The 25436-nt window shown below is 68.6% G+C and carries 29 protein-coding genes; 12 read left to right on the top strand and 17 right to left on the bottom strand.

All coding sequences use genetic code 11. The features are described from left to right. Nucleotides 1–18 precede the first annotated feature (18 nt). The 7 genes from atpA (at nucleotide 19) to sugE (ending at nucleotide 6068) form a co-directional block, all read left to right on the top strand. Complete coding sequence (atpA, locus tag E1H18_RS24480; protein WP_172274262.1) at nucleotides 19–1551, top strand: F0F1 ATP synthase subunit alpha; 1533 nt, start codon at nucleotides 19–21, stop codon at nucleotides 1549–1551. Nucleotides 1552–1584: 33 nt separating this feature from the next. Next, nucleotides 1585–2460: a F0F1 ATP synthase subunit gamma gene (locus E1H18_RS24475; RefSeq protein ID WP_172274260.1), complete on the top strand. Its 876-nt coding sequence runs from the start codon at nucleotides 1585–1587 to the stop codon at nucleotides 2458–2460. Between the two features lie 47 nt (nucleotides 2461–2507). Further along, entirely contained in the window at nucleotides 2508–4142 is a 1635-nt protein-coding gene (gene atpD, locus E1H18_RS24470) for a F0F1 ATP synthase subunit beta (protein ID WP_172274257.1), read from the top strand. Next, nucleotides 4142–4393, top strand: a complete 252-nt coding sequence (locus E1H18_RS24465; RefSeq protein ID WP_172274254.1) for a hypothetical protein — start codon at nucleotides 4142–4144, stop codon at nucleotides 4391–4393. Before atpD ends, E1H18_RS24465 begins: the two co-directional genes overlap by 1 nt. Beyond that, on the top strand, nucleotides 4393–4653 hold the full coding sequence (locus tag E1H18_RS24460; protein WP_172274251.1) for an ATP synthase F1 subunit epsilon: 261 nt from the start codon (nucleotides 4393–4395) through the stop codon (nucleotides 4651–4653). Before E1H18_RS24465 ends, E1H18_RS24460 begins: the two co-directional genes overlap by 1 nt. 258 nt (nucleotides 4654–4911) lie before the next feature. After that, entirely contained in the window at nucleotides 4912–5598 is a 687-nt protein-coding gene (locus E1H18_RS24455; protein ID WP_172274248.1) for a hypothetical protein, read from the top strand. Nucleotides 5599–5747: 149 nt separating this feature from the next. Next, nucleotides 5748–6068, top strand: a complete 321-nt coding sequence (sugE, locus tag E1H18_RS24450; protein WP_172274245.1) for a quaternary ammonium compound efflux SMR transporter SugE — start codon at nucleotides 5748–5750, stop codon at nucleotides 6066–6068. 9 nt (nucleotides 6069–6077) lie between these two features. On the opposite strand, the gene E1H18_RS24445 is transcribed toward sugE, so the two are convergent. The 8 genes from E1H18_RS24445 to E1H18_RS24410 form a co-directional block, all read right to left on the bottom strand. Continuing rightward, nucleotides 6078–6827, bottom strand: coding sequence for an alpha/beta fold hydrolase (locus E1H18_RS24445; RefSeq protein ID WP_172274242.1), 750 nt, complete (start codon nucleotides 6825–6827; stop codon nucleotides 6078–6080). A 64-nt stretch (nucleotides 6828–6891) separates the two neighbouring features. Next, entirely contained in the window at nucleotides 6892–8310 is a 1419-nt protein-coding gene (locus E1H18_RS24440; RefSeq protein ID WP_172274239.1) for an alpha/beta hydrolase, read from the bottom strand. 22 nt (nucleotides 8311–8332) lie between these two features. Further along, on the bottom strand, nucleotides 8333–8821 hold the full coding sequence (locus E1H18_RS24435; RefSeq protein ID WP_172274236.1) for an RNA pyrophosphohydrolase: 489 nt from the start codon (nucleotides 8819–8821) through the stop codon (nucleotides 8333–8335). Between the two features lie 49 nt (nucleotides 8822–8870). After that, a complete protein-coding gene (locus E1H18_RS24430) occupies nucleotides 8871–10052 on the bottom strand; it encodes a divergent polysaccharide deacetylase family protein (protein ID WP_172274233.1) in 1182 nt (393 codons plus the stop codon). Nucleotides 10053–10206: 154 nt separating this feature from the next. Next, a complete protein-coding gene (locus tag E1H18_RS24425; protein WP_172274230.1) occupies nucleotides 10207–11598 on the bottom strand; it encodes a S41 family peptidase in 1392 nt (463 codons plus the stop codon). Between the two features lie 106 nt (nucleotides 11599–11704). After that, complete coding sequence (locus E1H18_RS24420; protein ID WP_172274227.1) at nucleotides 11705–12763, bottom strand: murein hydrolase activator EnvC; 1059 nt, start codon at nucleotides 12761–12763, stop codon at nucleotides 11705–11707. 15 nt (nucleotides 12764–12778) lie between these two features. Beyond that, a complete protein-coding gene (rlmH, locus tag E1H18_RS24415) occupies nucleotides 12779–13243 on the bottom strand; it encodes a 23S rRNA (pseudouridine(1915)-N(3))-methyltransferase RlmH (RefSeq protein WP_194248179.1) in 465 nt (154 codons plus the stop codon). Further along, on the bottom strand, nucleotides 13240–14652 hold the full coding sequence (locus E1H18_RS24410; RefSeq protein WP_172274221.1) for an alpha/beta hydrolase: 1413 nt from the start codon (nucleotides 14650–14652) through the stop codon (nucleotides 13240–13242). The genes rlmH and E1H18_RS24410 overlap by 4 nt, the downstream gene beginning before the upstream one ends. Nucleotides 14653–14717: 65 nt before the next feature. Here E1H18_RS24410 and E1H18_RS24405 point away from each other — a divergent pair, with 65 nt between their 5' ends. Further along, on the top strand, nucleotides 14718–15215 hold the full coding sequence (locus tag E1H18_RS24405; protein WP_172274218.1) for a GNAT family N-acetyltransferase: 498 nt from the start codon (nucleotides 14718–14720) through the stop codon (nucleotides 15213–15215). Nucleotides 15216–15263: 48 nt separating this feature from the next. Here the strand turns inward: E1H18_RS24405 and rsfS are convergent, their stop codons facing one another. Continuing rightward, nucleotides 15264–15695, bottom strand: a complete 432-nt coding sequence (gene rsfS, locus E1H18_RS24400; RefSeq protein ID WP_172274486.1) for a ribosome silencing factor — start codon at nucleotides 15693–15695, stop codon at nucleotides 15264–15266. A gap of 193 nt (nucleotides 15696–15888) precedes the next feature. Here rsfS and E1H18_RS24395 point away from each other — a divergent pair, with 193 nt between their 5' ends. Continuing rightward, on the top strand, nucleotides 15889–16290 hold the full coding sequence (locus E1H18_RS24395) for a hypothetical protein (RefSeq protein WP_172274215.1): 402 nt from the start codon (nucleotides 15889–15891) through the stop codon (nucleotides 16288–16290). Here E1H18_RS24395 and E1H18_RS24390 read toward each other — a convergent pair. The 4 genes from E1H18_RS24390 to E1H18_RS24375 all read right to left on the bottom strand — a co-directional run bounded on the left by E1H18_RS24390 (nucleotide 16287) and on the right by E1H18_RS24375 (nucleotide 19553). Beyond that, nucleotides 16287–16937: a nicotinate-nucleotide adenylyltransferase gene (locus E1H18_RS24390; RefSeq protein WP_172274211.1), complete on the bottom strand. Its 651-nt coding sequence runs from the start codon at nucleotides 16935–16937 to the stop codon at nucleotides 16287–16289. The two genes, E1H18_RS24395 and E1H18_RS24390, sit on opposite strands and share 4 nt — an antisense overlap. Beyond that, the gene (locus E1H18_RS24385) at nucleotides 16903–18177 is read right to left on the bottom strand and encodes a glutamate-5-semialdehyde dehydrogenase (protein ID WP_172274208.1); all 1275 of its coding nucleotides are present in this window, start codon (nucleotides 18175–18177) and stop codon (nucleotides 16903–16905) included. Before E1H18_RS24385 ends, E1H18_RS24390 begins: the two co-directional genes overlap by 35 nt. A 156-nt stretch (nucleotides 18178–18333) precedes the next feature. Then, on the bottom strand, nucleotides 18334–19173 hold the full coding sequence (locus E1H18_RS24380; protein ID WP_172274205.1) for an aldo/keto reductase: 840 nt from the start codon (nucleotides 19171–19173) through the stop codon (nucleotides 18334–18336). A 20-nt stretch (nucleotides 19174–19193) separates the two neighbouring features. Continuing rightward, a complete protein-coding gene (locus tag E1H18_RS24375) occupies nucleotides 19194–19553 on the bottom strand; it encodes an MmcQ/YjbR family DNA-binding protein (protein ID WP_172274202.1) in 360 nt (119 codons plus the stop codon). Between the two features lie 34 nt (nucleotides 19554–19587). Between E1H18_RS24375 and E1H18_RS24370 the strand changes: the two genes are divergently transcribed. Then, nucleotides 19588–20454 carry an SDR family oxidoreductase gene (locus E1H18_RS24370; protein ID WP_172274199.1) on the top strand — a complete coding sequence of 289 codons (867 nt, stop codon included), beginning with the start codon at nucleotides 19588–19590 and terminating at the stop codon, nucleotides 20452–20454. Nucleotides 20455–20457: 3 nt separating this feature from the next. On the opposite strand, the gene E1H18_RS24365 is transcribed toward E1H18_RS24370, so the two are convergent. From E1H18_RS24365 to E1H18_RS24355, 3 genes are read right to left on the bottom strand one after another with little or no spacing between them, the layout of a single operon-like run. Next, complete coding sequence (locus tag E1H18_RS24365; protein ID WP_172274196.1) at nucleotides 20458–20811, bottom strand: VOC family protein; 354 nt, start codon at nucleotides 20809–20811, stop codon at nucleotides 20458–20460. Nucleotides 20812–20855: 44 nt separating this feature from the next. After that, the gene (locus E1H18_RS24360; protein ID WP_172274193.1) at nucleotides 20856–21515 is read right to left on the bottom strand and encodes a methyltransferase; all 660 of its coding nucleotides are present in this window, start codon (nucleotides 21513–21515) and stop codon (nucleotides 20856–20858) included. A gap of 24 nt (nucleotides 21516–21539) precedes the next feature. Continuing rightward, nucleotides 21540–22484 carry a fatty acid desaturase family protein gene (locus E1H18_RS24355; RefSeq protein WP_172274190.1) on the bottom strand — a complete coding sequence of 315 codons (945 nt, stop codon included), beginning with the start codon at nucleotides 22482–22484 and terminating at the stop codon, nucleotides 21540–21542. 68 nt (nucleotides 22485–22552) lie between these two features. On the opposite strand from E1H18_RS24355, the gene E1H18_RS24350 reads away from it, so the two are divergent. Beyond that, nucleotides 22553–22903 (top strand): lysozyme inhibitor LprI family protein, encoded by a 351-nt coding sequence (locus E1H18_RS24350; protein WP_172274187.1) that lies wholly within the window; start codon nucleotides 22553–22555, stop codon nucleotides 22901–22903. On the opposite strand, the gene ubiA is transcribed toward E1H18_RS24350, so the two are convergent. Then, complete coding sequence (gene ubiA, locus E1H18_RS24345) at nucleotides 22900–23835, bottom strand: 4-hydroxybenzoate octaprenyltransferase (RefSeq protein WP_172274184.1); 936 nt, start codon at nucleotides 23833–23835, stop codon at nucleotides 22900–22902. The two genes, E1H18_RS24350 and ubiA, sit on opposite strands and share 4 nt — an antisense overlap. A 134-nt stretch (nucleotides 23836–23969) precedes the next feature. Between ubiA and E1H18_RS24340 the strand changes: the two genes are divergently transcribed. Then, on the top strand, nucleotides 23970–25424 hold the full coding sequence (locus tag E1H18_RS24340; RefSeq protein WP_172274181.1) for a catalase: 1455 nt from the start codon (nucleotides 23970–23972) through the stop codon (nucleotides 25422–25424). Nucleotides 25425–25436: the final 12 nt, after the last annotated feature.

Raw genomic sequence — 25436 nt, 5'->3', positions numbered from 1 at the left:
CAGAGAGCCCAGAAGATCATGGACATCCGCGCCGCCGAGATTTCGGCCATCCTCAAGTCGCAGATCGCCAACTTCGGCGAAGAGGCCGCCGTCTCGGACGTCGGCCAGGTGCTGTCCGTCGGTGACGGCATCGCCCGCATCTACGGCCTGGACAACGTCCAAGCCGGTGAAATGCTGGAATTCCCGAAGGCCGGCGTGAAGGGCATGGCCCTGAACCTCGAGCGCGACAATGTCGGCGCCGTGATCTTCGGCGCTGACGCCGAGATCAAGGAAGGCGACGAAGTCCGCCGCCTGGGCGAGATCGTCGACGTGCCGGTCGGCCGTGGCCTGCTGGGCCGGGTCGTCAACCCGCTGGGCGAGCCGATCGACGGCAAGGGCCCGATCGAGTACACCGAGCGTCGCCGCGTCGACGTCAAGGCGCCGGGCATCATTCCGCGCAAGTCGGTGCACGAGCCCGTGCAGACCGGCCTGAAGTCGATCGACACCCTGATCCCGGTCGGCCGTGGCCAGCGCGAGCTGATCATCGGTGACCGTCAGACCGGCAAGACCGCCGTCGCCATCGACACCATCCTGAACCAGAAGGCCGCCAACGCCGGCAAGGACGAGAGCGCCAAGCTCTACTGCGTCTACGTCGCCATCGGCCAGAAGCGCTCGACCGTCGCCCAGATCGTCAAGACGCTCGAAGAGCAAGGCGCGCTGGAATACACGATCGTCGTCGTGGCCTCGGCCTCGGAGCCGGCTCCGCTGCAGTACATCGCGCCGTTCTCGGGCTGCGCCATGGGCGAGTGGTTCCGCGACAACGGCCTGCACGGCCTGATCATCTATGATGACCTTTCGAAGCAAGCCGTCGCCTATCGCCAGATGTCGCTGCTGCTGCGCCGCCCGCCGGGCCGCGAAGCCTATCCGGGCGACGTCTTCTATCTGCACTCGCGCCTGCTGGAACGCGCCGCGAAGTTGAACGAAGACAACGGTTCGGGCTCGCTGACGGCGCTGCCGATCATCGAAACCCAGGCCAACGACGTCTCGGCCTACATCCCGACCAACGTGATCTCGATCACCGACGGCCAGATCTTCCTGGAAACCGACCTGTTCAACCAGGGCATCCGCCCGGCCGTGAACGTCGGCATCTCGGTGTCGCGCGTCGGTTCGTCGGCCCAGATCAAGGCGATGAAGCAAGTCGCCGGTCCGATTAAGGGCGAGCTGGCCCAGTATCGTGAAATGGCCGCCTTCGCGAAGTTCGGTTCGGACCTGGACGCCTCGACCCAGAAGATGCTGGCCCGCGGCGAGCGCCTGACCGAGCTGCTGAAGCAGCCCCAGTACGCGCCGCAGTCGGTCGAAGAGCAGGTCTGCGTGATCTACGCCGGCACGCGCGGCTATCTGGACTCGATCCCGACCTCGTCGGTCCGTCGTTTCGAGACCGAGTTCCTGGCGCGCCTGCACAGCCAGCACAAGGACCTGCTGGACAGCATCCGCACCAAGAAGGCGCTCGACAAGGATCTGGAAGCGACGCTGAAGGGCGCGCTCGACAGCTTCCTGTCGACCTTCGCCTAAGCCCTCGGAACCGCTCGGAGAGAGTAGCGCCGAATGGCCAGTTTGAAGGAAATGCGCAATCGGATCTCGAGCGTCAAGGCGACGCAGAAGATCACGAAAGCGATGCAGATGGTGGCGGCGGCCAAGCTGCGCCGGAGCCAGGACGCGGCCGAAGCGGCTCGTCCTTACGCCCGGCGCCTGGCTTCGGTGATCGCCAACCTGGCGGCCGGCGTGTCCGGCGACGGGGCTCCGGCCCTGCTGACCGGCACGGGCCGCGATGATCGTCACCTGATCATCGTCGCGGCCGCCGATCGCGGTCTGGCCGGCGGCTTCACGTCGTCGATCGTCCGCGCTGCGCGCCAGCACATCGACGGCCTGATCGCCGAAGGCAAGGACGTGAAGATCGTCTGCGTCGGCAAGAAGGTCAGCGCCCAGCTGAAGCGCCCGTACGGCGCCAAGGTGGTCGAGAATTTCGATCTGTCGGCCTATCGCCAGTTCACCCTGTCGGTCGCCCAGCCGATCGCCGACGTCGTCACGCGCCTCTATGAGGCCGGGGAGACCGACGTGGTCACGCTGTTCTACAGCCGCTTCAAGTCGGTGGTCGTCCAGACCCCGACGGCGCTGCAGCTGATCCCGGCGACGGTCGAGGGCGTCGCCGCCCCGACCGGCCCGACGGCGGTCTACGAGTACGAGCCCTCGGAAGAGGCCATCCTCGAGACGCTGCTGCCGCGTAACCTGACGGTTCAGATCCTGTCGGCCCTGCTCGACAACATGGCTGGTTTCTACGCCAGCCAGATGACCGCCATGGACAACGCCACGCGCAACGCGGGCGACATGATCAAGCGCTACACCCTCGAGTATAACCGTTCCCGCCAGGCCCAGATCACCAAAGAGCTGATCGAGATCATCTCCGGCGCAGAAGCCGTCTGATCTAGCCTAACGACACAAGCACGCAGAGATCGAAAGACCCGCACGCCATGGCCAAGACCCCCGCTGAAAAGCCGGCCGCCGCCGCCGCCAAGAAGCCCGCCGCCCCCAAGGCTGCTGCTGCTCCGAAGGCCGCCGCCGCGACCAAGGCTCCCGCCGCCGCCGCCGCTGCTCCCAAGGCTCCGGCCGCCAAGAAGCCGGCTGCTCCGAAGGCCGCCACGCCCGCCAACACCGCCGTCTCGCTGGAAGGCGCGACCGGTCGTCTGGTGCAGATCATCGGCGCCGTCGTCGACATCGAGTTCACCGGCGAGCTGCCGGCGATCCTGAACGCCGTCGAGACCGTCAACGTCGCCTCGGGCCAGCGCCTGGTGTTCGAAGTCGCCCAGCACCTGGGTCAGAACACCGTCCGCGCCATCGCCATGGACGCCACCGAAGGCCTCGTTCGCGGCCAGGCCGTGCGCGACACCGGCGCCTCGATCCGCGTTCCGGTCGGCCCCGGCACCCTGGGCCGCATCATGAACGTCATCGGCGAGCCGATCGACGAACAAGGCCCGATCCAGTCGGACATCTTCCGCACGATCCACCGTGAAGCCCCGACCTTCGCCGAGCAGACCAACACGGCTGAAGTCCTGGTCACGGGCATCAAGGTCATCGACCTGATCTGCCCCTACACCAAGGGCGGCAAGATCGGCCTGTTCGGCGGCGCCGGCGTCGGCAAGACCGTGACGATGCAGGAACTGATCAACAACATCGCCAAGGCTTACGGCGGTTACTCGGTTCTGGCCGGCGTGGGCGAACGCACCCGCGAAGGCAACGACCTCTATCACGAGATGATCGAGTCGAACGTGAACACCGACCCGAAGGCCAACAACGGCTCGACGGAAGGCTCGCGCTGCGCCCTGGTCTACGGCCAGATGAACGAACCCCCGGGCGCCCGCGCCCGCGTCGCCCTGACCGGCCTGTCGATCGCGGAATACTTCCGCGACGAAGAAGGCAAGGACGTGCTGCTGTTCGTCGACAACATCTTCCGCTTCACCCAAGCCGGCGCCGAAGTGTCGGCTCTGCTGGGCCGCATCCCCTCGGCCGTGGGCTATCAGCCCACCCTGGCCACCGAGATGGGCAACCTGCAGGAGCGCATCACCTCGACGAACAAGGGTTCGATCACCTCGGTCCAGGCCATCTACGTGCCCGCCGATGACTTGACCGACCCGGCGCCCGCCGCCTCGTTCGCTCACTTGGACGCCACCACCGTTCTGTCGCGCGACATCGCCGCCCAGGCCATCTTCCCCGCCGTCGATCCGCTGGACTCGACCTCGCGGATCATGGACCCGCTGGTCATCGGCGAAGAGCACTACAACGTGGCCCGTTCGGTCCAGGAAGTCCTGCAGCAGTACAAGTCGCTGAAGGACATCATCGCCATCCTGGGCATGGACGAGCTGTCGGAAGAGGACAAGCTGGTCGTCTCGCGCGCCCGCAAGATCCAGCGCTTCCTGAGCCAGCCGTTCCACGTCGCCGAGCAGTTCACCAACACGCCGGGCGCCTTTGTCCAGCTGAAGGACACGATCCGTTCGTTCAAGGGCATCGTGGCCGGTGAATACGACCACCTGCCGGAAGGCGCCTTCTACATGGTCGGCGCGATCGAAGAAGTCGTGGCCAAGGCCGAGAAGATGGCGGCGGAAGCCTAATGACCGAAGACGCCGATCTGGGCCAATTCTGCTGTGAAGAGCTGGCGGAAGCCGTGTCTCCGGACCCGACCGCCAGCCTCATCGAGCACGACAGCGGTCTGATCCTGCTGAATCTCGGCGAGCGGGAAGAAGAGGGCGAGACCGGCGTGCTGCTGGCCACGATCCACTTCTGCCCGTTCTGCGGGACCGAGATCCAGACCGACGAAGACATCGAAGCCGCCCTGGGCAGCGTCGAGGAGACCTTCAACTGATGGCCAAGCTGCACTTTTCCCTGGTCGCGCCCGAGCGTGAACTGTTCTCCGGCGACGTGGACCTGGTCCAGGCTCCGGGTTCGGAAGGCGACTTCGGCGTCCTGGCCGGCCACGCTCCGTTCATGACCACCCTGCGCGAAGGCCAGGTGACCGTGAAGGACGGCGCGACGACCAAGGTGTTCGACATCCAGGGCGGTTTCGCCGATGTCGGTCCCGACGGTCTGACCATCCTGGCCGAGCACGCCGTCGAAGCGGCCTAACCGCCTCTTCGTAAAGCTATCGAAGCGCCCTCGGTCCGACAGGATCGGGGGCGTTTTCGTTCGTGTGCCCCCTTTGGCGGCATGCACCTTCGTCATGAGGCGGAGGGTTTTGTCATTCAACCGTCATGCTCAGCGCCCGCGGAGCAACAAAATTACAGCTGTGACCCAATCTCCGCCCCAATCTGTCGCCATAAGGGTTGCGAGGGATCGTCGGTCGGTTTTAATGCCGACCTCTGTCTAGTTGGGGATATCCAGCCTATGCGCCTTGCGCTCGCCAGCCTGATCGCCATCGGCGCGGTCTCGACCACCGCCGTCGCCCAAGAGCAGACCGCCGCGCCTGCCGCCGCTCCTGCTGCTCAAGCTGCTCCGGTCGACCAAGCCGCGCCCGCCGCCGACCAGGCCGCGCCGCCGGTCGCCGCTCCCGCTGCGGGCGCTGCGCCGGCTGAATACAGCGCCCCGGTCCGCGGTCCGCGCACGACCGACCCGGTGTCGCTGAAGCTGCTCGACGTGCTGGACAAGATCTGCAAGCCGTCGGTCGCCGGTGGCGACTTCGCCGCGCTGGTCAAGGAAAACGGCCTGAAGAAGAAGAAGGAACAGTGGGTCCTCGATCTGGGCAAGCCGTACAACATCACGCTCGACAACCCGGGCTCGAACAAGAACGTCTGCACGGTCACCATCGACTACGCGCAAGGCGACGCTCAGGCCCAGGCCCTGGCCGACGCCCTGCACGACTGGGCGACCTGGGAGAACAGCCCGCAGCTGCGCCTGATCCGCAACGACCAGACGGTCGGCAGCGACTTCCGTCGCCTGACGGTCTCGTGGGACGATGCTTGGGCCGGCGGTCACGCGGGCCTGGTCTACATGCGCCTGAAGAAGCTGGACGAGAGCTCGGTCGGCAAGAATTATGAGCGCGCCCAGGTCCTGTACAGCACGACCAGCCGCTAAGGCTCTCCTTGCCCCTTGCGGGCACGGGTTCTATGCAAGCGAGGCGCGGGGGACGACCCCCGCGCCTTTTGCTTTTGGCGGCCTCTCCGCCGCTCGCAACAGCTGTTATCCCGGGGACGACCCCACCTTTTCAAGAAAAGGGGCTCGTCGTGGCCTGGTTCATTCTCTTCATCGCCGGACTGTTCGAGATCGGTTGGGCCGTCGGCCTGAAATATACCGAGGGCTTCACCAAGCTCGTTCCCACCGTGCTGACGGCGATCAGCCTGGCGCTGTCCATGGGCCTGCTGGGCTGGGCGGTGCGGACCCTGCCGCTGGGCACGGCCTATGCCGTGTGGACCGGGATCGGCGCTGTCGGCACGGCGATTGTCGGCATCGTGCTGTTCAAGGAGCCGGCCACGGCCGCGCGCCTGGTGTGCCTGGCCCTGATCGTCTCGGGCATTCTGGGGTTGAAGGTGTTCAGCGCGCCGTAGGCGCGCAGGCTAGGCCGCCGCGCGGTTCTCGGCGTCGATGAACGCCAGGCAGCGGGCGGCCACGGCCTCCCAGCCCGGTTCGCCGGGCAGCCAGTGGCTCATCTCAGGGAAGACCTCGACCGCCCCGCCCAGGCGCGCGGCCGTCTGGCGGACCGTCGCAGGCGGATGGATGACGTCCTGGCCGCCGGCGATCGCCAGCACCGGGCAGCCCGGCGAGGACACCGAGGTGGTCATGAACGGGTCCAGCCACCAGTTCAGCGTCTCCCACAGCGCCCGGCCGCTCTCGGCCGTCATGCGGGCGAAGATCGCCTTGCGCTCGGGGCGTTCCAGCTTGTCGACGCTGTAGCGGCGCACCACGCCGTAGTCCGGCGCGATGGCCTGCATCCAGTACGGGCCGAGCGTGTAGAGACTGACGGCCGAGGCCGCCTCCTCGAGGCTCGCGCCCGACACGCCCCACGGCGCGGACGGGGCCAGCAAAATCAACTTCGAAATCTTGGCGCGACTGGCGGCCATCTGGGCAACGAGGCCGCCCAGCGAGTGGCCGACCAGGATCGGCGGGGTCTCGCAGGTTCGGACCAGCTGCGCGACCTGGCGGGCGTAGTCGCTCATCGAGACGCCGGCCACTGCGGTCTTGCCGTCGTGACCGACGAGGTCGGGCGTGATCACGGGATGGCCGGCCGCCTCGAAAGGCTGGCGGAAAGCGTCGAAGGTCCAGCCGCCGCAGAACGCGCCGTGGACCATGATGACCGGTGCGCGCATGAACGCCCTTGAACCCGACTGAAACCCCGTCGACCGTATGGCCGACGGGCACAGCCTACACCGTCTATTTCGACTTGGGCGAGGTTTTGGCGGTCGCCGTTGTCGCAGGCTTTTTGGCCGGGGCGGCCTTGGGCGCGGCGGGTTTCGCAGCAGCCTTCGGAGCAGCGGTCTTGGGGGCGGCGGCCGCCTTAGGCTTTGCGGGGGCTTTCACGGCCGCCGCTTTCGGGGCCGGTGCGGCCTTCGGAGCAGCCTTGGCCGCGGGAGCCGCCTTCGGAGCCGGAGCGGCCTTAGGCTTGGCGGCAGCTTTCGGGGCCGCAGCCTTCGGAGCGGCGGCGGTTTCGGCGGCTTTCGGTTTGGCCGGGGCCTTGGCGGGCGTTGCGGCCTTCTTGGGCGCGGCCGCCTTCGGGGCCGGAGTGGTCTTTTCGGCGGCCGGGGCCTTGGCTTTCGGCGCCGGCTTGGCGGCGGCTGGAGCAGCCGGAGTGACGGCCTTCGGCTTGGCTGGGGTCTTCGGCTTGGCGGCGGCCTTCGGGGCCGGGGCCGGGGCCGGGGCCGGAGCAGGCGCGGGTTCCGGAGCCGCGGCGACAGGCGCCGGCTCGGCCGTCTTCACGGGTTCAGGCGCCAGGGTCGGCGCGGGGGCGGGAGCTGGCGTCGGCGCAGGCGCCGCGGCCTTGGGCGCTTCGGTCTTGGCCGGTTCCGGGGCCTTGGCCTTGGGTTTACCGGTCAGCCAGGCGATCACGTCGTCGAGGATGCTCATCGTGTTGGGCTCATCTATCAAGTAATGGGCGTTGCTGGGGTATTCGCGGTAGTCTGCGCCGGCGTACTTCTTGCCGACGCGGCGCACGTCCTCGACGGGCGTCGTGCGATCCTGGGCGCCGGCCAGCACCAGGACTGGCACGGTCACCTTGGCGGCGTCGACATGCGCGGCCTTGTTGGGGTCCTTGTCCGGCCAGGCCAGGTCGGCCAGCACCTGGCCGCTGTCATGGACCATCTTGGCGTAGAGGCCGTCGTGGCGGTCGGCCGGCACGGCGTTGACCACGCCGAACTTGAAGCCCGGCTTCCACATCTTACCCGCCCGGGTCTCGGGCTTGGACTGCAGGGCCATGTTCAGGAAGGTGAAGACCGGCGAGAGTTTCGGCTTGCCGCGCGCGTCGGCCGGCGAGGCGGTGGCGAACAGCACGAGGGCGGCCGCATGGCCGGCCTCGGCGATCTTCTGGGCGATCAGTCCGCCCATGGAGTGGCCGAAGACGATCGGCTTCTCGCCGGTCTCCTTGGCCAGGCTCTGGGCCAGGGCGCTCATCTCGGCGACATAGTCGGCCAGGGTCAGGCCTGCGAGACCCGCACGGGGGCCTTCGACCGTGCGCACGGCCGAGCGAATGGTGGGCGCCTCGACGCGGTAGCCCTCGGCGCGCAGGCGCGCAGCGATCGGCGCCCAGACATCGCCGGCGCAACCGTAGCCGTGGATCAACAGAACCGTACCCGCCATACCGTTCTCCCCAGCGCGCCGCTCAGGCGCCGCGCGCAAATCCCTGGAATGCGACGACCACCGCCTCGTAGACGCCGCGCTTGAAAGGTACGATCAGTTCGGGCGTTTCGTCGAGCCTGCCCCACTTCCAGGCGTCGAACTCGATGTGTTCGTCCGCCGTCAGATCGATCTCGGACTCTTCGCCGACGAAGCGATAGGCGAACCACACCTGCTTCTGGCCCAGCCAGCCGCGCGAGAACTTCGGGTCGGACAGGATCTCGGGGGGGAAGTCGTAGGTGATCCACCCCTCGGTGCGCGCCAGCAGCTCCACCGAGGTGACGCCGGTCTCTTCGGCCAGCTCGCGACGCGCGGCGGCTTCCAGGTCCTCGCCGTCGTCGACGCCGCCCTGCGGGAACTGCCAATTGTAGGGCGGGGCCTGCCGATAGCGTCGACCTAGCCACACGCGGCCGTCGGGGTGGAAGAGAACCACGCCGACATTGGGACGATGCTTGGGGTACTCACGCTCGGTCATGCCAAGCTTTAGATCAGGAGAAACGGCGGTACGCCAGTCTGCCTGTGGCCTAGCGGTGCGCCAAAGCTGACGCTGGGGCAAGTTGCAGGCCTCTGGCAGGCAAGCCGGCGGCCCAGGCGCGCACCTGGTTGATGGTCACGGGATAGGCGAAGCCGGAGCCCAGGGCTTGCCCGCGGCCGTTGGCGCCGGTCTCCAGAGCCCGTAGCTGGGCGTCGATGGCGCCGGCGGCCAGTTCGTCGTCGATCACCCGGTCGGCCGAGGCGCGCGGGATCGGGCCGGCGCGGCGGGCGGCCAGGCCGTCGTCCACGAACGCCAGGCCTCGGGCCTTCAGCGTCGCATTGAAGGTGTTCATCGCCTGGTCGTTGTCGACGAAGCGGGCGCCCAGATAGTTCGACAGGCCGAAATAGCCGGTGGCGCGCGACATCAGCCATTCCAGCTTGCGGACGGTGTCCTCGGGCCGGTTGGCGGCGATCAGGGTGTAGGGACCCGGGTCGTTGGCCGGATAGTCGGCCGGCTCCATCGGCGTTTCCAGCAGCACTTCGTGACCGTGGGCGCGGGCCAGGTCGATCCAGCCCTGCAAGCCGTCGGCATAGGGGGCGAACGACAGGGTGATCTCGCCCGGCAGGGTCTCGATCGCGGCACGGGTGGTCTGGGCGTTGAGGCCCAGGCCGCCGATGACGACCGACACCTTGGGGCGGCCATTCGGCGTGAACGGGCGGGCATAGGCGTCGGCGACGGTGCGGCCGTCGGCGGCGATGATCGGCAGCTGACCGCCGCTCGGCCCCGGCGCGGTGAGGCCGGCCATCGGCGCTTGAGCCAGGCCGGGGCCTTGCTGGACGGGAGGCAGGACCTGCTCGCCCATCGCCATGGGGGGCTCGCCGCCCTCGCTGGTCACCGGGGCGAACGGATTGCTGGACAGGTTCATCTGGCCGGGCGCGAGGCCCGACTCGTGCGCGCCGGCGCCCAAGGCGTCGCGCCAGCCTTCCGGCGCGTTCTTGGTCGCGCCGATCTTGTCCAGGCCCAGCCGGATCGTCGGCGCGCCGGCCTTGGGGTCGCTGGTGATCAGGACGAGGGCGGCGGCCGAGGCCAGGAACAGGCAGGCTGCGGCGCTGGCGCCGATATAGGGATTGGTCAGGGCGCTCATCAGCTTGGCGCGCAGATCGCCGCCCGTCCCGCCCGAAGCGGGCGCGGCGGCGGCATAGGCGGGCTTGCGCGAGAACGTGACGGCCATGGTCCGGGACGCTAACGGGGAAGCTTCGAACATATGGTTAACAAGGCGCTTAGGAACGCCTTCGCGCCTGCGGCGTGGGGACGCGGACCCCGAAACGAAGAACGCCGCCCCGGTTTCCCGGAGCGGCGTCCATCTGATCCCGAAGGGGACCGTCTTACTTGTTCTGTGACGGCGCCGCCTTGCCCGCGGCGGTGGCGGCCTTGGCGGTGATGTCGGCGACCTTGGCGGCTGGCTTGGGCAGCTTCGGCGTGGCGGCGACCGAGCCGGCGTTCAGCACGGCGATGGCGCGCTGCAGCTGGAAGTCGTCCTTCTTGTCGTCGAAGCCAGTCGGCGGCGCCTCGGCCGGGGCGTGCGGGGCGACCCGCGACTTGCCCTCGTCGGCGTTCAGAGCGTTCTTGAAGCTGGCCTCGCTGAACCAGACGCGGTTGGCGATGTCCTGGGCCTGGTCGCGGGTCTGGGCGACCTCGAGGTCCGGCGCGATGCCGGTCTTCTGGATCGAGCGGCCCGACGGCGTGAAGTACTTGGCCGTGGTCAGCTTCAGAGCGCCGTCGGCCCCGCCGCGCAGCGGGATGACGGTCTGCACCGAGCCCTTGCCGAAGCTGGTCAGGCCCACGAGTTCGGCGCGATGGCGATCCTGCAGGGCGCCGGCGACGATCTCTGCGGCCGAGGCCGAGCCCTGGTTGATCAGCACGACCATCTTCATGCCGTTCAGCAGATCGCCGGGCTTGGCGTTGTAGCGCTGGATGTTGCGCGGATCGCGACCGCGCTGGCTGACCACCTCGCCGCCGTCCAGGAACAGGTCGGACACGCCGACCGCCTGGTCCAGCAGACCGCCGGGGTTGTTGCGCAGGTCCAGGATCAGGCCCTTCATCTGCGGATTCTTGGCCCGCAGGTCGGTGATCGCGGCCGAGACGGCGTCGGTGGCCTTTTCGTTGAAGCCCGGCAGGCGGACATAGCCATAGGAGCCTTCCATCCGGGCGATGGCGGCCTTGGGCTTGATGATCTCGCGCACCAGCTTGACGTCGAACGGGTCGGTCTTGTCGCGGGCGATGGTCAGGGTGACCGGCTCGCCGGGCGCGCCGCGCATCTGCTTGACCGCCTCATTGACGGTCAGGCCCAACACGCTCTGGCTGTTGACGGCGGTGATGTAGTCGCCGGCCTTGACGCCCGCGCGATCGGCCGGCGTGCCGTCCATCGGCGAGACGACCTTGACGACGCCGTCCTCGCTGGTGACTTCCAGGCCCAGGCCGCCGTACTCGCCGCGGGTGGTGTCCTGCATGTCTTCATAGCTGTCGGGCGACAGATAGCCGGAGTGCGGGTCCAGGCTGGTCAGCATGCCGTCCAGCGCGGCCTCGATCAGCTTCTTGTCGTCGACCTCGGTGACGTACTGGTCCTCGACCGTGCCGAGCACGTCGCCGAACAGCTCCAGCAGTTTGTAGGTCTTGGTCTTGGGGGCGATGTTCGCCTGGGCGATCGGGCTGACATAAGCCATGGCCCCCGCGCCGAGAACGAAAGCCGAAACACCGATGAGCAGATACTTGCGCATTAAGGCCCTGAAGGCTCCCTACGCGGCGCGCGGCGCCGCAACCAATTTAGCCCCGTCCAACCCGACGGTGACTATCGTGAGACAGTCACCTTATCAAAAGAGCCGACTACCGCGACTCCTGTTTGAGCCAGCGTTCCGGATCGGCCGGTTCGCCATTCTCACGGACCTCCATATAGAGCTCCGGATCGGAGGATACATCGCTAGCCATCTTTCCGATCGGGGCGCCGGCCGCGACAGATTGTCCGGGCGCGGCGGTGACCTGGTCCAGGCCGCCGAGGATCAGATGGTAGGCGCCCTGTGACCGAAGGATGACCACGGCTCCCCAGCCGTTCAGCGCGCCGGCATATTCGATGGTTCCGTTCGCCGGGGCGGTGACCGCCTGACCCTTGCCGGTGCGGATCGTCAGGCCGGGCGACTTGCCGCCGGCGGGAGTCTCCTGGCCGAAGCGGCTGACGATGGCGCCGGCCGCCGGGGCGCGCAGGTGTAGCGGGCCGGTGGCCTCGACCTTGCCGCCCAGTCCGTCCGTCAGCGCGCCCAGGGTGCGCAGTTCGCTTTCCTCGGCCATGGCCTGTTGAGCGAAGGCGCGCTCCAACTGGGTCTTCTCGATGATCAGTCGTTCGATCTCGCCCTTGCGGTCGGCGACCACGCTCTCGGCGGTGAACAGCTCGGCCGAGGCGGCGGCGGCCTCGCGGCGCAGGGTCCCGACGGCGGTCGCCTGGCGGGCATAGGCCTCGGCGCGGTGCTGCAGGTCGGGCGTCATGGCGCGGATCAGGATCGCCGCCCGCACCGCGTCGCGGGCGTTGTCGGGCGAGACCAGCAGGGCCGGCGGCGGATCGCGACGGAAGAACTGCAGGGCCGACAGCAACTGCGACAGCCGCTGCCGGTTGCGGCCCAGGTCCGCCAGGATCGAGCGCTCGCGGGCGTTCAGGGTTTCCAGCCTTGCGCGCTTGGCGTCGACATCGGCCCCGGCGGCGATGCGGGCGTGGTCCAGGCGGTCCAGCTCGGCCCGCAGGTCCTGGATCTCGCGGCGCGTGTCGGCGGCCTGCTGGCGATCCTTGGCCCGCTGCTCAAGCGCGCCCTTCTCGGCGCGCTGCCAGGCGACCACAGCCGTGGGCACGGCGAGGGCGCACAGGATCAGCAGAAGGCGCGAAGGGCGGCGAAGCATCAGGCCCTTAGTGCCTCAATCGCGGTGATAGGGCGAGCCCGACAGGATGGTGGCGGCGCGATAGATCTGCTCGGCCAGCATCGCCCGGGCCATGGCGTGGGGCCAGGTCTGGATCCCGAAGGCCATGGTCTCGTTGGCGGCCGACAGGATCGAAGGATCCAGGCCGTCGGCCCCGCCGATCAGGAACACCACGCGCCGATTGCCGTCGTCGCGCAGCCGGGCCAGGTGGTCGGAGAAGGCGCGGCTCTTCCAGGCCTTGCCGTGCTCGTCGCAGGCGATGACATAGGCGCCTTCCAGGTGCGGGCGCAGCACCTCGGCCTCGGCGGCCTTGCCCGGCTTCTTGGCCTCGACCTCAAGGATGTCCACCGGACCCAGGGCCAGGGCGCGGCCAGAAGCGGTGGCGCGGGCGGCGTAGTCCACGGCCAGCTGCGCCTCGACCATGCGGCCCAGCTTCCCGACGGTGAGGATGGTGATCTTCATTCCAGCGAGCATGTGCCACGAACGGGCCGCTTCGTCGCGACGAAAGCCCGGGCCGCGGCGACGAAGCAGCCCGGCGCGGTGAAGGCCAGGAAGTGCGGACCGCCCTGGACGGCCTGCAAGGCGATGGGGCCGGCGGCTTTCAGCGCCGTCACCTGGGCTTCAGCGCCCGCCAGCGGCGTCTTCGGGTCGAGATCCCCCTGCAGCACCTGGGTCGGCGGCAGCTTGCCTGGACGCTTCCCGAAGAAGGCGTCGCGCGGGTAGGCGTCGGCCGCCCCGCCGACCAGCTGGCCGGGCAGGCTGCTGACAAACAGCAGCCCTTCCGCTTCGGCCTCGACGTCAGCCTTGGTCATGGCGGGGCGAGCGTTGTTCTCAGAGGCGCTGATCAGGCTGACCAGCGGGATCGACAGCGGCGCTTGCGGGAAGTCGCCGAACGGCGCGCCGAGCGTCTCCAGATCGGTCCGGGCCTGCTTCAACGGCTCGGCGTCGCCGGCGCGCAGGGCGGCGATCAGCTCGGGGATGCGCGCGCGCAGCGGCGGCGCGTCCAGCAGAGCGCCGAAGAACAGCTTGGGCTTGCCGCCGGGAACCAGCGCCGCCTTGGCCGGATCATCCAGCACCGTGCGATAGGCCTCCATCGCCGAGCCGCCCAGGCGGGCGCGGCAGGCCGCGTCGGCGTCGCAGCGCGCCAGAACCTGCCGGCCGACCTGATCGACCACCACCGAGCGGTGGCTCAGGTCGAGGGCGGCATCGCCATCCGGCGGAACCAGCGAGTCGAGGATCACCCCGTCCAGGCGCTTGGGCGGCGCGATGGCCAGCACCCGCAGCACCAGCTGGGTTCCGTATGAGACGCCGTAGAGGAAGGTCGGCTGCTTCTCGCCATAGCGGTTCATAAGAGCCGACAGATCGCGAGCGGCGTTGCTGATGGTGAAGGCCTTGGCGCGGGGCGTCGCCAGTGCGGGCAAGCATGTGGCCCATTCCGCGCCTTGCAGGGCGGCTCCGCCGGGGCCGTCGGGGCTTTCTTCCGCGGGGCACAGGCGCGTCGAGAAGCCCGTGCCGCGATGGTCTGGGATCATCAGGTCGTAGCCAGGGAACGCCGCCCGGAAGGTGTCGAGCAGCGGATAGAAGCTGGCCCCGGACTCGCCTGGACCGCCAGCGATCAGCCAGACCTGGCCGCGCGAGGCGCCCTGGGCGGGAAAGCGGCGCACGAACAGTTCAGCGTGGCCCAGCTTCAGGTCGCTTGGGTCCAGCGGCGACAGAAAGCGAGCACACTGCGATCCCGCCAGCGCGCCGTCGGCGTCGGGGCAGGGTTCGAACCCGTCCTCGGCATGCTCGAAGGGCGCGGCCAGGGCGGTCGACACGCCGGCCAGAGCGGCCAGTCCCAACGCGACCGCCGCCAGAATACCAATTTTCATGCAAGCCCCCACACAGGCGAGCAGCATCGCTGGTTCCATAGAAGGTCGCAGCTTAAACCTTCGTCATGACCGCCTTCCAGACGCCCCGCCTGCTCGTTCGGCCGTTCCAGCCGGCAGACCTCGACGCTCTGGCCGCCATCGCCGGCGACCCGGAGGTGATGCGTTTTGTCGGCGACGGCCAGCCCTTGGGCCGTGCGGCGACGGCCGAGTGGATCTTGCGTTCAGGCGAGAACGTGGCTCGCCACGGCTATGGCACGGCGGCGGTGCTCGATCGTGAGAGCGGCGCGCTGGTCGGCTGGGCCGGAATGGCGCGACCGCCCGAGGGCGGCGAGGAACTGATCTACGGCCTTTCCCGCGCCTGGCAAGGGCGGGGCCTGGGTCGTGAGATCCTGGGCGGTCTGATCGCAGCGGCCCAGGAGCGGGGCGCGACTCAGCTGCGGGCGCTGATCTATCCCGACAACCACGCGTCTGCAGCGATGCTGACGCGCGCAGGGTTCACCCTCGCCGACATGGCGTTCGAGGGCGAGGACGACACGCATCTCTATGTGCTGGAGCTGGCCTGAGGCGGCCGTCGCGGCGATGGGTCTGACGCCATCGCCGCGCGCGGAAGATCAGTTCGCCGCGGTGCGGTGCGGTGCGTCGACCGCCCAGATCTTCTCGATGTTGTAGAAGCTGCGCACTTCGGGACGGAACAGGTGGACGACGACGTCACCGGCGTCGATCAGCACCCAGTCGCAGTGCGGCAGGCCTTCGACCCGCGCCTTGCCGAAGCCGTTTTCCTTCAGGGCGCGCAGGATGTGGTCGGCCAGAGCGCCGACGTGGCGGTGCGAACGGCCCGACGCCACGATCAGGCTGTCGGCGACCGAGCTCTTGTCCGTCAAGTCGATGTGGACGATGTCCTGCGCCTTGTCGTCGTCGAGGCGGGTCAGGATCAGGCGCTCCAGCGCCTGGATGTCCAGGGGCAGACTCAGGCCCGGGGATTCAGTCGAGGACTCGGCGCCGGCCGGGTCTTCGTGCGCATTAAGCGCGGGGTCGCTACGCAGCGGATTGCTCCTTATGGGGTCGCTGTGGATATCCCCCATAGCACGGAATTGGGCGGAAAGTGAGGGGTTGATGGTCAAACGTCGTTTGGCCGCACTGCAAGCGCGGCTTTGGGCGGCTCGACAGCGTGCGCGAAGCATGACTCAAGTCGCCTGTGTCGCGCATGGGGCGAGGCGTTCAATCCTTGAGGGATCCATGGTTCGGGGCTTGGTCGGAGCGGCGCTGTTCGCGACAGGACTACTGGTTTTCGCACCCGCCGCCGCGGCCGAGGGACCCGCCTATGCGGTCTCGTTGAAGCTGACGGATGGTGAGCGGCTGGTGGGCCAGCCTCGCCTGACGGTGCGCGCCGGTGAGCGGGCCGTGATCGTGATCCGTGACGCCGAGGGGCATGGCGTCAGCATGAGCCTGATCGCCCGTCCTCGCGCCGGATCCGATTCCGTGGACGTTTCGTCGACGATGGACATCGTCCTGTCGACAGGTGAGCGGATCGAGGCCAAGCCGGCCCTGCTCGTCAAACCGGGCCAGCCGGCGGCGGTGGCCCTGGGCGGGGCGCCGTTCAGGATGGTGGTCACGCTCGAGGCCGCGCCGGGCGCCTAGCCCTTCTGCCGCGCTCGCATCGCTGTGGAGGACGCGAAGTTCAGCGGGCCGGTCAGATAGACCCAGGCCGGCGATTTGGCGTCCGGAAGCTTGGCCGCCGCGCTGGCGGGCCAGCGGGCGAAGGCGAAGCGGCGGGCGGCCGGCGAGGTGCGGGCCTTCAGCGAAATCCACGGGCGCGAGATCACCGCCACGGGCACTTCGCGCATGATCTGGGTCCAGCCCCGCCAGCGGTGGAAGGTGGCCAGGCTGTCGGCGCCCATCACCCAGACGAATTTCACGCCGGGAAAGCGCGCTCTCAGCACGCGCAGCGTGTCGATCGTGTACTGCGAGTTCAGCCGCGTCTCGGCGTCGGAGACGATCATGCCCGAGCCGCGCGCCCAGCGGCGGGCGCCGGCCATGCGCTCGGCCACCGGCCGGGTCTCGTGCGACGACTTCAGCGGGTTCTGCGGCGACACCAGCCAGATGACGCGGTCCAGCTCCAGACGGCGCATGGCCGTCTCGGCCACGTGGGCGTGACCCTCGTGCGCCGGGTTGAAGCTGCCGCCGAACAGGCCCACGCGCATGCCCGGCTCCAGATGGAAGCCGAGACGCTGAGCGTTAGGCCGGCCGGCCTCAGGGACGAGTCTGGCCGGTCCCGCGAACCACATATTTGAACGTCGTCAGTTGCTCGGCCCCAACCGGGCCGCGGGCGTGAAGCTTGTCGGTGGCGATGCCGATCTCGGCCCCGAAGCCGAACTCGCCGCCGTCGGCGAACTGGGTCGAGGCGTTGACCAGCACGATGGCGCTGTCGACCGCGGCCACGAAGGCTTCGGCGGCGCCGGCGTCCTCGGTGACGATCGCGTCAGTGTGGCCCGAGCCGTAGGTGGCGATGTGCTTGGCCGCCCCCTCGACGCCGTCGACCACGGCCACGGCCAGGATCGCCGCCAGATATTCGGTGGTCCAGTCGTCGGGCGTCGCGGCCTTCATCGATGGCTCGACCGCGCGGGCGGCGGCGTCGCCGCGCAGCTCGCAGCCAGCCCGGATCAGGGCGTCGGCGATCGGCGGCAGCAACTTGTCGGCGGCGGCCTTGTCGATCAGCAGGGTCTCGGCCGAACCGCAGACCGAAACCCGGCGCAGCTTGGCGTTGACGACGATGTCGACCGCCTTCTTCACGTCGGCGCCGGCATGGACGAAGACGTGGTTCAGGCCTTCCAGGTGGCCCAGCACCGGGGCGCGGGCCTCGGCCTGGACGCGGGCGACCAGGCTCTTGCCGCCGCGCGGGATGATCAGGTCGATGGACTTGTCCAGGCCGGCCAGGATGAAGCCCACGGCCGCGCGGTCGGCGGTCTTCACCGCCTGGACGGCGGCGGCGGGCAGGCCGGCGCTCTTGAGGCCGCGTTCAATTGAAGCGTGGATGGCCAGGTTGGAGTGGATGCACTCGGACCCGCCGCGCAGGATCACCGCATTGCCCGAGCGCACGCATAGCGCTGCGGCGTCGGCGGTCACGTTCGGGCGGCTCTCATAGATCATGGCGATCACGCCGATCGGGGTGCGCACGCGGCTGATGTCCAGGCCGTTGGGCCGGGTCCAGCGCGAGGTGGCCACGCCGATCGGATCGGGGATGTTGGCCACCGCCTCGACGCCGTCGGCGACGCCGGCGAGGCGCGCTTCATCGAGGGCCAGGCGATCCAGCATCGGGCCTGAGACGCCGTTGGACGTCGCCTTGGCCAGGTCCTTGGCGTTGGCGGCCAGGATGGCGGGGGCGTCGGCGCGGATGGCGGCGGCCATGGCCTGGATGGCGGCGGTGCGCTGCTCTGGCGTGGCGAGGCGAAGCGCACGCGCGCCTTCGCGAGCCGTCCGGCCCATCCCCGCCATCGTCGCCTGCAAGCTCATGCCCGCGTCGTCCATCGTCCCTGCCCCTGGTAAGTTATGCTCAGGTTGAGGCTTACCTAGGCGCTTTTGGGTGTGGATGGAACGGCTTTCGTCTGGAAGCGGAGGGAGTTTTGCTTGGCCCGGCCTCTTCCGTCCTTCCGGGCCTTGAGTCCGGAAGGACGGGGCTGCTGCCTATTCCGCGTCCCAGGCGTAGGCCTTGTCCAGCCAGTCGCCCAGACGGCCGTCGGGACGGGCCAGGCCGTGGATGCGGGTCATCTCGTCTTCGGACAGGCTGAAGTCCAGCACGTCGAAGTTCTCGGCGATGCGGGCCGGGTTACTGGTGCGGGGGATGGCGATGACGCCCTGCTGGATCAGCCAGCGGAGGGTGACCTGGCCCGGGGTCTTGCCGTGGGCGGCGCCGATGTCGACCAGAACCGGGTCCTGGGCGACCTTGCCCTGGGCCAGCGGCGACCAGGCGGTGATCGAGGTCCCCAGGGCGTCGGCCTTGGCCTTCAGGGTCTTGAGCGACAGATAGGGGTGGTACTCGACCTGATCGGTGGCGATCGGGGCGTCCGACAGCTTGGCGGCTTCTTCCAGCTGGGCCGATGGGAAGTTCGACAGGCCGATGGCGCGGGTCAGGCCGCGCGACTGGACTTCGTTCAGGGCCTTCAGGGTCTCGGCCAGCGGCACATCCGGCTTGGGCCAGTGCAGCAGCAGGAGGTCGACATGGTCGACGCCCAGCTTCTCAAGGCTGATCTCGGCCGAGCGCTGCAGGTCGCCGTCGCGGAACTGGTCGATCCAGACCTTGGTGGTCAGGAAGATCTCGTCGCGCTTGACGCCGCTGGTCTTGATGGCCGCGCCGACGTCGGCCTCGTTGCCATAGATCTGGGCGGTGTCGATGTGGCGGTAGCCGACCTCCAGCGCCTTCTCGACCAGCGGTGTGGCCGTGCCGTTCTCCAGCTGCCAGGTTCCAAAGCCGAGGGCGGGGATGAGGACGTCGCCCGAGCGGACGGCGGGAACGAGCTTGGACATGGAGGGCTCCGGAAAAGCGGTCAGGCCGATATAGGCGCGCAATGGGTTTCGTCCCAGGCCTTGAGCACCTTCTTTGGCGCGGTCGCGCGCCATTGGCGGGTGACCAGGCTGCGGACCACGCCGGGATCGGCATGGGGCAGGCGGAGCAGGACGTAGGGATAGTTCTTGAAGTGGTCGGTGAAGTGAACCACCTCTGGCTCGGCCTCGACCAGCATCTCGCGCTCGTCGAACGGTACGGCGGGGCAGACCAGGCTTTGGCCGTCCTCGAACAGGCGGGTCAGGAACTTGCCATGCGCCTTCAGGCAGGGGCGGCCATAGGCCGTGCCGTCTTCGACGCCAGGCAGGCCAAGGGCGAAGGCGCGGACCTCTTCGTAAGTCATGGGAACCTCCGTCGCGGCGGACTATAGGAGCGGAATGACGCTTGAGAATACCCTGAAGGCGCCGGTGCTGGTGCTGGGCGCGACCAGCCTGATCGGCCGGTGGATCATGGCCGCCCTGGCCCAGGTCGGCCTGGACGCCGTCGCCCTGAGCCGGACGCAATCAACAGGTGGGGCCATCGGTGGCGCGCAGTGGATCGCCGGCGACCTGAAGGATCCTCGGCTGATCCTGCCGCAGATCGTCACCGTGTTCTCGCTGTCGCCGATCTGGCTGTTGCCCGACGCCCTGCTGGCCCTCAAGGCGGCGGGGATGACGCGGCTGGTGGCCTTTTCCTCGACCAGCCGGTTCACCAAGGAGGCCTCTCCAGACGCTGGCGAGCGGGCCGTGGCCAAGGCGCTGGCCGACGCGGAGGCCGCGGTCGAGGCCTGGTGCGAGGCGCACGGCGTGGCCTGGACCATCCTGCGGCCGACCCTGATCTATGACGAGGGCCGCGACGGCAATGTCAGCCGCATCGCCAAGCTGGTGAAGCGCTTCGGAGTCATGCCGCTGCTGGGCGGCGGCCGGGGTCTGCGCCAGCCGGTCCACGCGGCGGACCTGGCGTCCGGGGCGCTGGCGGCCGCCGCATCGCCGGCGGCGCAGAACCGGGCCTACGACCTTGTCGGCGGCGAGACCGTGACCTACCGCGTGATGGTCGAGCGGATCTTCGCCGGCCTCGACAAGCCGCCGCGCGTCCTGCCGCTGCCGGTCTGGCTGTTTGCTTTGCTTATGAAGCTGGCCAAGCCGTTCTATCCCGGCGCCACCACGGCCATGGGCGCGCGGATGGGCCAGGATCTGGCGTTCGACTCGGCCGAGGCGACGCGCGACTTCGGGTGGACGCCCAGGGCGTTCCACCCGCGCTTTTAGGCCTTACGCGACGCCCGCATCGCTCCACACGCCCAGCTCGTTGCCGGACGGATCGGTGAAGTGGAAGCGGCGGCCGCCCGGGAAGCTGAAGATCGGCGCGGTGATCACGCCGCCGGCCTTTGTCACCTTTTCGAGCATGGCTTCCAGGTCGGTGGCGTAGAGGATGACCAGCGGGCGGTCGGAAGAGCCTTCCTGCGGCTTGGCGAAACCGCCATCGGTCCCCTGACCCTCGAAGGCGACATAGTCGGGACCGTAGTCGACGAAGCTCCAGCCGAAAGCGGCGGAATAGAAGCTCTTGGTCGCCGGGAGATCGCCGCCGGGCCATTCGATGTAGTCGATCTTGCCGTCTTCGCGCATGGCGCTCTCCTCAAACAATGTTCTTCAAATGTTCTATTGGGCCGTCAGGGCAGAGTCCAGACGCTGGTGCGCTTGACGGCGAAATCCTCGAGCTCGCGAGTGGTCTCGACCTGGTATTCGGCCAGCTTCACCAGGTCGTCCTTGCGGAAGTAGGTCCGGCCCGGATCGCCGATCAGCACGCTGGCGCCGTTGGCCCGGCCCTGCCGCAGCCAGTCCATCACCGCCTCGGCCATGGGCTTTTCGTAGCAGATGTCGCCGGCCAGCAGCACGTCGGTCTCCGGTGGCGGAGCGTCCAGCAGGTTGACGTCGGTGAAGCTGACCGCGACGTCGTTGGCCTGCGCGTTGAGGCCCACGGCCGCCTCGCAGAACACGTCGATGTCGGCGGCCAGCACGCTCGTCGCGCCGGCCTTCATCGCCGCGATCGCGACGATGCCCGAGCCGGTGGCGAAGTCGACCACGCGCTTGCCGGCGACGATCTCGGGATGGTCGAGGATATAGCGCGCCAGGGCCTGGCCCCCGGCCCACGCAAACGCCCAGAACGGCGGCGGCAGGCCGATCTCCTCCAGCGCTTCCTCGGTCAGCTTCCAGATCGGGGTGATCTCGTCAGCCAGATGCAGCGACAGCTCCGGCGTGTGCGGCGGGGCCTGCAGGCGTGTGTTGTCGCGAATGAAGGCGCGGCGGCCTTCCAGGGTCTGGACGATCATGCCGCGCTTAGAGCACGGCCCAGATTAGGCGGCGACCGGTTTGCTCGACGCCGCCTTCAGCACGGTCAGATATCCCGGCGCGGTCAGCATGCCCTGGGTCAGGCCCTTCTCCTCCAACAGGCGGTGGGCCAGGGGCAGGTTCCAGCACGGGGTGTGCATGAACATGTGGTGCTCAGCGTGGAAGTTGACGTGGTAGGGCGCGATCAGGGCGCGCTCCAGCCAGTTGGCCTTCGTCGTGCGGGCGTGGCGGAACGGGTCGGGCTCGTTCTTGGCCACCAAGGCGTGCTCGGCGATGTTGCGCAGGCGGGTGACCAGCGGGAACCAGGTCGCCATCGGCACGATCCACAGCGCCAGCCAGGCCCACCAGAGACCGAACGCCGACAGCACGACGAGAATGCCCAGGTTCCACAGCAGGAACGGCATCTGCCGCGCCACTTCGCCGGCGAAGATCGCGCCCTTGGGCTGATCGCCCTTCATACGGCCCAGCAAGGGCCCGAACCGCTGCTTGAAGAAGGTCTGGCCGGTCAGGTCGCGGACGATCTTGCGGCGCAGGGACGCTAGGGTGGTCGGGAAGGGCGCCGACAGGATCAGGTCGGGGTCCTCGGCCTGCTGGGCGTATTTGTGGTGGGTCAGGTGATAGGGGCGGTAGCTGGCCAGGGAGGCGCCGGTCGGGGCCGCGCACAGCCATTCGCCGACCCAGTCGTTGACCTTGAGGTTCGGGTGCAGGCCTCCATGGGCGGCCTCGTGCATCAGGATGGCCAGGCCCAGCTGCCGCGCGCCGATCAGCATCACGGCGATCACGTAGGTCAGCGGATTGGGGAAGGCGACGAACAGCGCGCCGGCGGCGAGGATCACCCCCCAGGCGTGGGCGACCATCATGAGGCCTCGCCAGGACGAGCGTGCGGACACTCGCGTCCATTCGGCGGGCGTGAAAAGATCCTGCGGTTTGACACGCGGCGCGACAGCCATGGAACGGATCATCCCACATTCAGCTTGAGGCAGACAGCATGACCCGACGTCACACTCCGGAGCCCGATATGCGCCGCCTGATCTCTGCTCTTCTCCTGACCGCTGTCTGCGCCGCCGGCGCAGCGCCCGCGGCGGCGGCCAGCTTCGACTGCCGCAAGGCTCGCACGGCTGACGAGAAGGCGATCTGCGCCAACCGCGACCTCAACGACCAGGACGTGCGGCTGGACCAGCTGTACGGCATCACCCGCCATCTCGTGCCGATGGGCGGCCGCGGCGCGATCATGGACGACCAGCGCGACTGGCTGCAGGCGCGCAAGCGCTGCGGGGCCAACCAGAGCTGCCTGGCCAAGAGCTATGACGGTCGCATCCGCCAGCTGAACACGGTCATGGACCGCGTCTACAGTCAGGGGCCGTTCTAGAAGCTGACGCCGGGCTTCCAGAGCCCCGCCGTCAGGCCGATGACCACCAGCAACCCGGCGATGGCGTTGGACTTGAACAGCTTCAGCGCGCCGGGGCCGTCATTGACGTTGATGGCGGCGGCTTGGCGCGACAGGTGCAGGGCGAAGAGGCCGGCGAACGGCAGGAACAGCGGGCCCAGATTGCCGACCCAGGCGGCGGCGACGACCAGCACGAAGGCGGCGGCGTAGAAGCCCGCCACGCCCAGCTGGACGTGGGCGCCCAGGCGGCGGGTCGAGGACTTGATGCCGGCCAGGGCGTCGTCCTCGATGTCCTGGATCGCGTAGATCGTGTCGTAGCCCAGGGTCCAGAAGATGCCCGCCGCATAGAGCAGGGCGGCCGACCACGACAGATGGCCGGTGGCGGCGGCGTAGCCCAGCAGGGCGCCCCAGTTGAAGGTCAGGCCGAGCCACGCTTGCGGCCACCAGGTGATGCGCTTCATGAACGGGTAGCCGGCCACCAGGCCCAGCGACAACACGCCCAGCCCGATCGCCACCCAGCCCAGGGTTAGCAGGATCAACAGGCTGACCAGGCTGCAGCCGACCAGGAACAGCCAGGCCTGCTTGACGGTGATCAGCCCGGCCGGGATCGGGCGCATGGCGGTGCGAGCGACCTGGGCGTCGAAGTCGCGGTCGACGATGTCGTTGAAGGCGCAGCCGGCCGCCCGCATTAGGGCCGCGCCCACGAACACCGCCAGCAGCAGCCAGACGCTGGGCCAGCGGCCCTGCTCGGCGGCGGCCAGGGCGATGCCTTGCCAGCCGGGCAGCATCAAGAGCCAGATCCCCGCCGGCCGGTCGAACCGGCCCAGCTTCAGCCAGGGGCGCAAGGCGGGCGGCGCGTGACGGTCGACCCAGTTGGTCGCGGCGGCGTCGGGCAGGATGGCGGTGTCGCTCATGCGGCGAGGCTTAACCCGCCACGTCCGCCGCGCGCGATAGATAATTCCGATCCTGTCGCCAGAAACGATCAATTGGCTTTATTGCGCTGAGACGGCGAAGGTCTCCCCCACGAACTCGGCCGAGAGGGACTCTGATGACCAAGACCACGATGACGACCAGCGCTGGTGCGCCGATCGCTGACAACCAGAATTCGATCAGCGCCGGACCGCGCGGCCCGCTGCTGATGCAGGACTACCAGCTGCTGGAAAAGCTGGCCCACCAGAACCGCGAGCGCGTGCCCGAGCGGGTCGTCCACGCCAAGGGTTCGGCCGCCTATGGCACGTTGAAGATCACCCACGACATCAGCGCCTACACCAAGGCCAAGGCCCTGCAGCCGGGCGCGGAAAGCGAGATCCTGCTGCGCTTCTCGACCGTGGCCGGCGAGCGCGGCGCGGCCGACGCGGAGCGCGACGTGCGCGGCTTTGCGCTGAAGGTCTATACCGAGGAGGGCAACTGGGACCTGGTCGGCAACAACACCCCGGTGTTCTTCGTCCGCGACCCGCTGAAATTCCCCGACTTCATCCGCACCCAGAAGCGCCACCCGGTCTCGAACCTGCGCTCGCCGACAGCGATGTGGGACTTCTGGAGCCTGAGCCCCGAGAGCCTGCACCAGGTGACGACCCTGTTCTCGGACCGGGGCCTGCCGCAGAGCTATCGCCACGTGCACGGCTTTGGCAGCCACACCTACAGCTTCCTGAACGCCGCCAATGAGCGCGTGTGGGTCAAGTTCCACTTCAAGACCCAGCAGGGCATCAAGAACTGGACCAACGCCGAGGGCAACGCGGTCATCGCCAATGACCGCGAGAGCGCCCAGCGCGACCTGTTCGAAGCCATCGAGGGCGGCGACTTCCCGCGCTGGACCTTCTACGTGCAGATCATGACGGAGGCGCAGGCGCAGACGTTCCGCTGGAATCCGTTCGACCTGACCAAGGTCTGGCCGCACGGCGAGTTCCCGCTGATCGAGGTCGGCGTGCTGGAGCTGAACCGCAACCCGGACAACTATTTCGCCGAGGTCGAGCAGAGCTCGTTCTCGCCATCGAACATCGTCCCGGGCATCGGCTTCTCGCCGGACAAGATGCTGCAGGCGCGGATCTTCGCCTATGCCGACGCCCACCGCTATCGGATCGGCACGCACTACGAGGCGCTGCCGGTCAATCGTCCGCGCTGCCCGGTGAACCACTACCACGCCGACGGCGCGATGCGGTTCGACAGCCCCCCGCGCACCGACGCCTGGTATGAGCCGAACAGCTTCGGCGGGCCGGTCGAGGATCCGTCCGTGGCCGAGCCGCCGCTGCCGATCCACGGCGACGCGGACCGGTTCAATCACCGCGACGGGAACGATGACTACAGTCAGCCGGGCGACCTGTTCCGGTTGATGAGCCCCGACCAGCAGCGTCAGCTGTTCGACAACATCGCCGCGGCCATGCAGGGCGTGCCGGTGGAGATCATCAAGCGCCAGCTGGTCCACTTCCACCGCGCCGATCCGGCCTATGCCGCCGGCGTCGCGCAGCGGGTCGGGGTGTCGGTCGACGACATCGCGGCCGAATAGAGGAGCCTGACC

Source organism: Caulobacter sp. RHG1, from assembly GCF_013181195.1.
In the GTDB taxonomy this organism is placed as follows: Bacteria; Pseudomonadota; Alphaproteobacteria; order Caulobacterales; family Caulobacteraceae; genus Caulobacter.
The sequence above is the reverse complement of the archived record's forward strand: the minus strand, read 5'-3'. Positions and strand labels throughout refer to the sequence as shown.

Bases quoted from the DNA above. Each gene is read 5' to 3' on its own strand.
- atpA (WP_172274262.1), top strand. From the start codon at position 19: ATGGACATCCGCGCCGCCGAGATTTCGGCCATCCTCAAGTCGCAGATC.
- E1H18_RS24475 (WP_172274260.1), top strand. From the start codon at position 1,585: ATGGCCAGTTTGAAGGAAATGCGCAATCGGATCTCGAGCGTCAAGGCG.
- atpD (WP_172274257.1), top strand. From the start codon at position 2,508: ATGGCCAAGACCCCCGCTGAAAAGCCGGCCGCCGCCGCCGCCAAGAAG.
- E1H18_RS24465 (WP_172274254.1), top strand. From the start codon at position 4,142: ATGACCGAAGACGCCGATCTGGGCCAATTCTGCTGTGAAGAGCTGGCG.
- E1H18_RS24460 (WP_172274251.1), top strand. From the start codon at position 4,393: ATGGCCAAGCTGCACTTTTCCCTGGTCGCGCCCGAGCGTGAACTGTTC.
- E1H18_RS24455 (WP_172274248.1), top strand. From the start codon at position 4,912: ATGCGCCTTGCGCTCGCCAGCCTGATCGCCATCGGCGCGGTCTCGACC.
- E1H18_RS24445 (WP_172274242.1), bottom strand. From the start codon at position 6,827: ATGCGCGCACCGGTCATCATGGTCCACGGCGCGTTCTGCGGCGGCTGG.
- E1H18_RS24440 (WP_172274239.1), bottom strand. From the start codon at position 8,310: ATGGCGGGTACGGTTCTGTTGATCCACGGCTACGGTTGCGCCGGCGAT.
- E1H18_RS24435 (WP_172274236.1), bottom strand. From the start codon at position 8,821: ATGACCGAGCGTGAGTACCCCAAGCATCGTCCCAATGTCGGCGTGGTT.
- E1H18_RS24430 (WP_172274233.1), bottom strand. From the start codon at position 10,052: ATGGCCGTCACGTTCTCGCGCAAGCCCGCCTATGCCGCCGCCGCGCCC.
- E1H18_RS24425 (WP_172274230.1), bottom strand. From the start codon at position 11,598: ATGCGCAAGTATCTGCTCATCGGTGTTTCGGCTTTCGTTCTCGGCGCG.
- E1H18_RS24420 (WP_172274227.1), bottom strand. From the start codon at position 12,763: ATGCTTCGCCGCCCTTCGCGCCTTCTGCTGATCCTGTGCGCCCTCGCC.
- rlmH (WP_194248179.1), bottom strand. From the start codon at position 13,243: ATGAAGATCACCATCCTCACCGTCGGGAAGCTGGGCCGCATGGTCGAG.
- E1H18_RS24410 (WP_172274221.1), bottom strand. From the start codon at position 14,652: ATGAAAATTGGTATTCTGGCGGCGGTCGCGTTGGGACTGGCCGCTCTG.
- E1H18_RS24405 (WP_172274218.1), top strand. From the start codon at position 14,718: ATGACCGCCTTCCAGACGCCCCGCCTGCTCGTTCGGCCGTTCCAGCCG.
- E1H18_RS24395 (WP_172274215.1), top strand. From the start codon at position 15,889: ATGGTTCGGGGCTTGGTCGGAGCGGCGCTGTTCGCGACAGGACTACTG.
- E1H18_RS24390 (WP_172274211.1), bottom strand. From the start codon at position 16,937: ATGTGGTTCGCGGGACCGGCCAGACTCGTCCCTGAGGCCGGCCGGCCT.
- E1H18_RS24385 (WP_172274208.1), bottom strand. From the start codon at position 18,177: ATGGACGACGCGGGCATGAGCTTGCAGGCGACGATGGCGGGGATGGGC.
- E1H18_RS24380 (WP_172274205.1), bottom strand. From the start codon at position 19,173: ATGTCCAAGCTCGTTCCCGCCGTCCGCTCGGGCGACGTCCTCATCCCC.
- E1H18_RS24375 (WP_172274202.1), bottom strand. From the start codon at position 19,553: ATGACTTACGAAGAGGTCCGCGCCTTCGCCCTTGGCCTGCCTGGCGTC.
- E1H18_RS24370 (WP_172274199.1), top strand. From the start codon at position 19,588: ATGACGCTTGAGAATACCCTGAAGGCGCCGGTGCTGGTGCTGGGCGCG.
- E1H18_RS24365 (WP_172274196.1), bottom strand. From the start codon at position 20,811: ATGCGCGAAGACGGCAAGATCGACTACATCGAATGGCCCGGCGGCGAT.
- E1H18_RS24360 (WP_172274193.1), bottom strand. From the start codon at position 21,515: ATGATCGTCCAGACCCTGGAAGGCCGCCGCGCCTTCATTCGCGACAAC.
- E1H18_RS24355 (WP_172274190.1), bottom strand. From the start codon at position 22,484: ATGGCTGTCGCGCCGCGTGTCAAACCGCAGGATCTTTTCACGCCCGCC.
- E1H18_RS24350 (WP_172274187.1), top strand. From the start codon at position 22,553: ATGCGCCGCCTGATCTCTGCTCTTCTCCTGACCGCTGTCTGCGCCGCC.
- ubiA (WP_172274184.1), bottom strand. From the start codon at position 23,835: ATGAGCGACACCGCCATCCTGCCCGACGCCGCCGCGACCAACTGGGTC.
- E1H18_RS24340 (WP_172274181.1), top strand. From the start codon at position 23,970: ATGACCAAGACCACGATGACGACCAGCGCTGGTGCGCCGATCGCTGAC.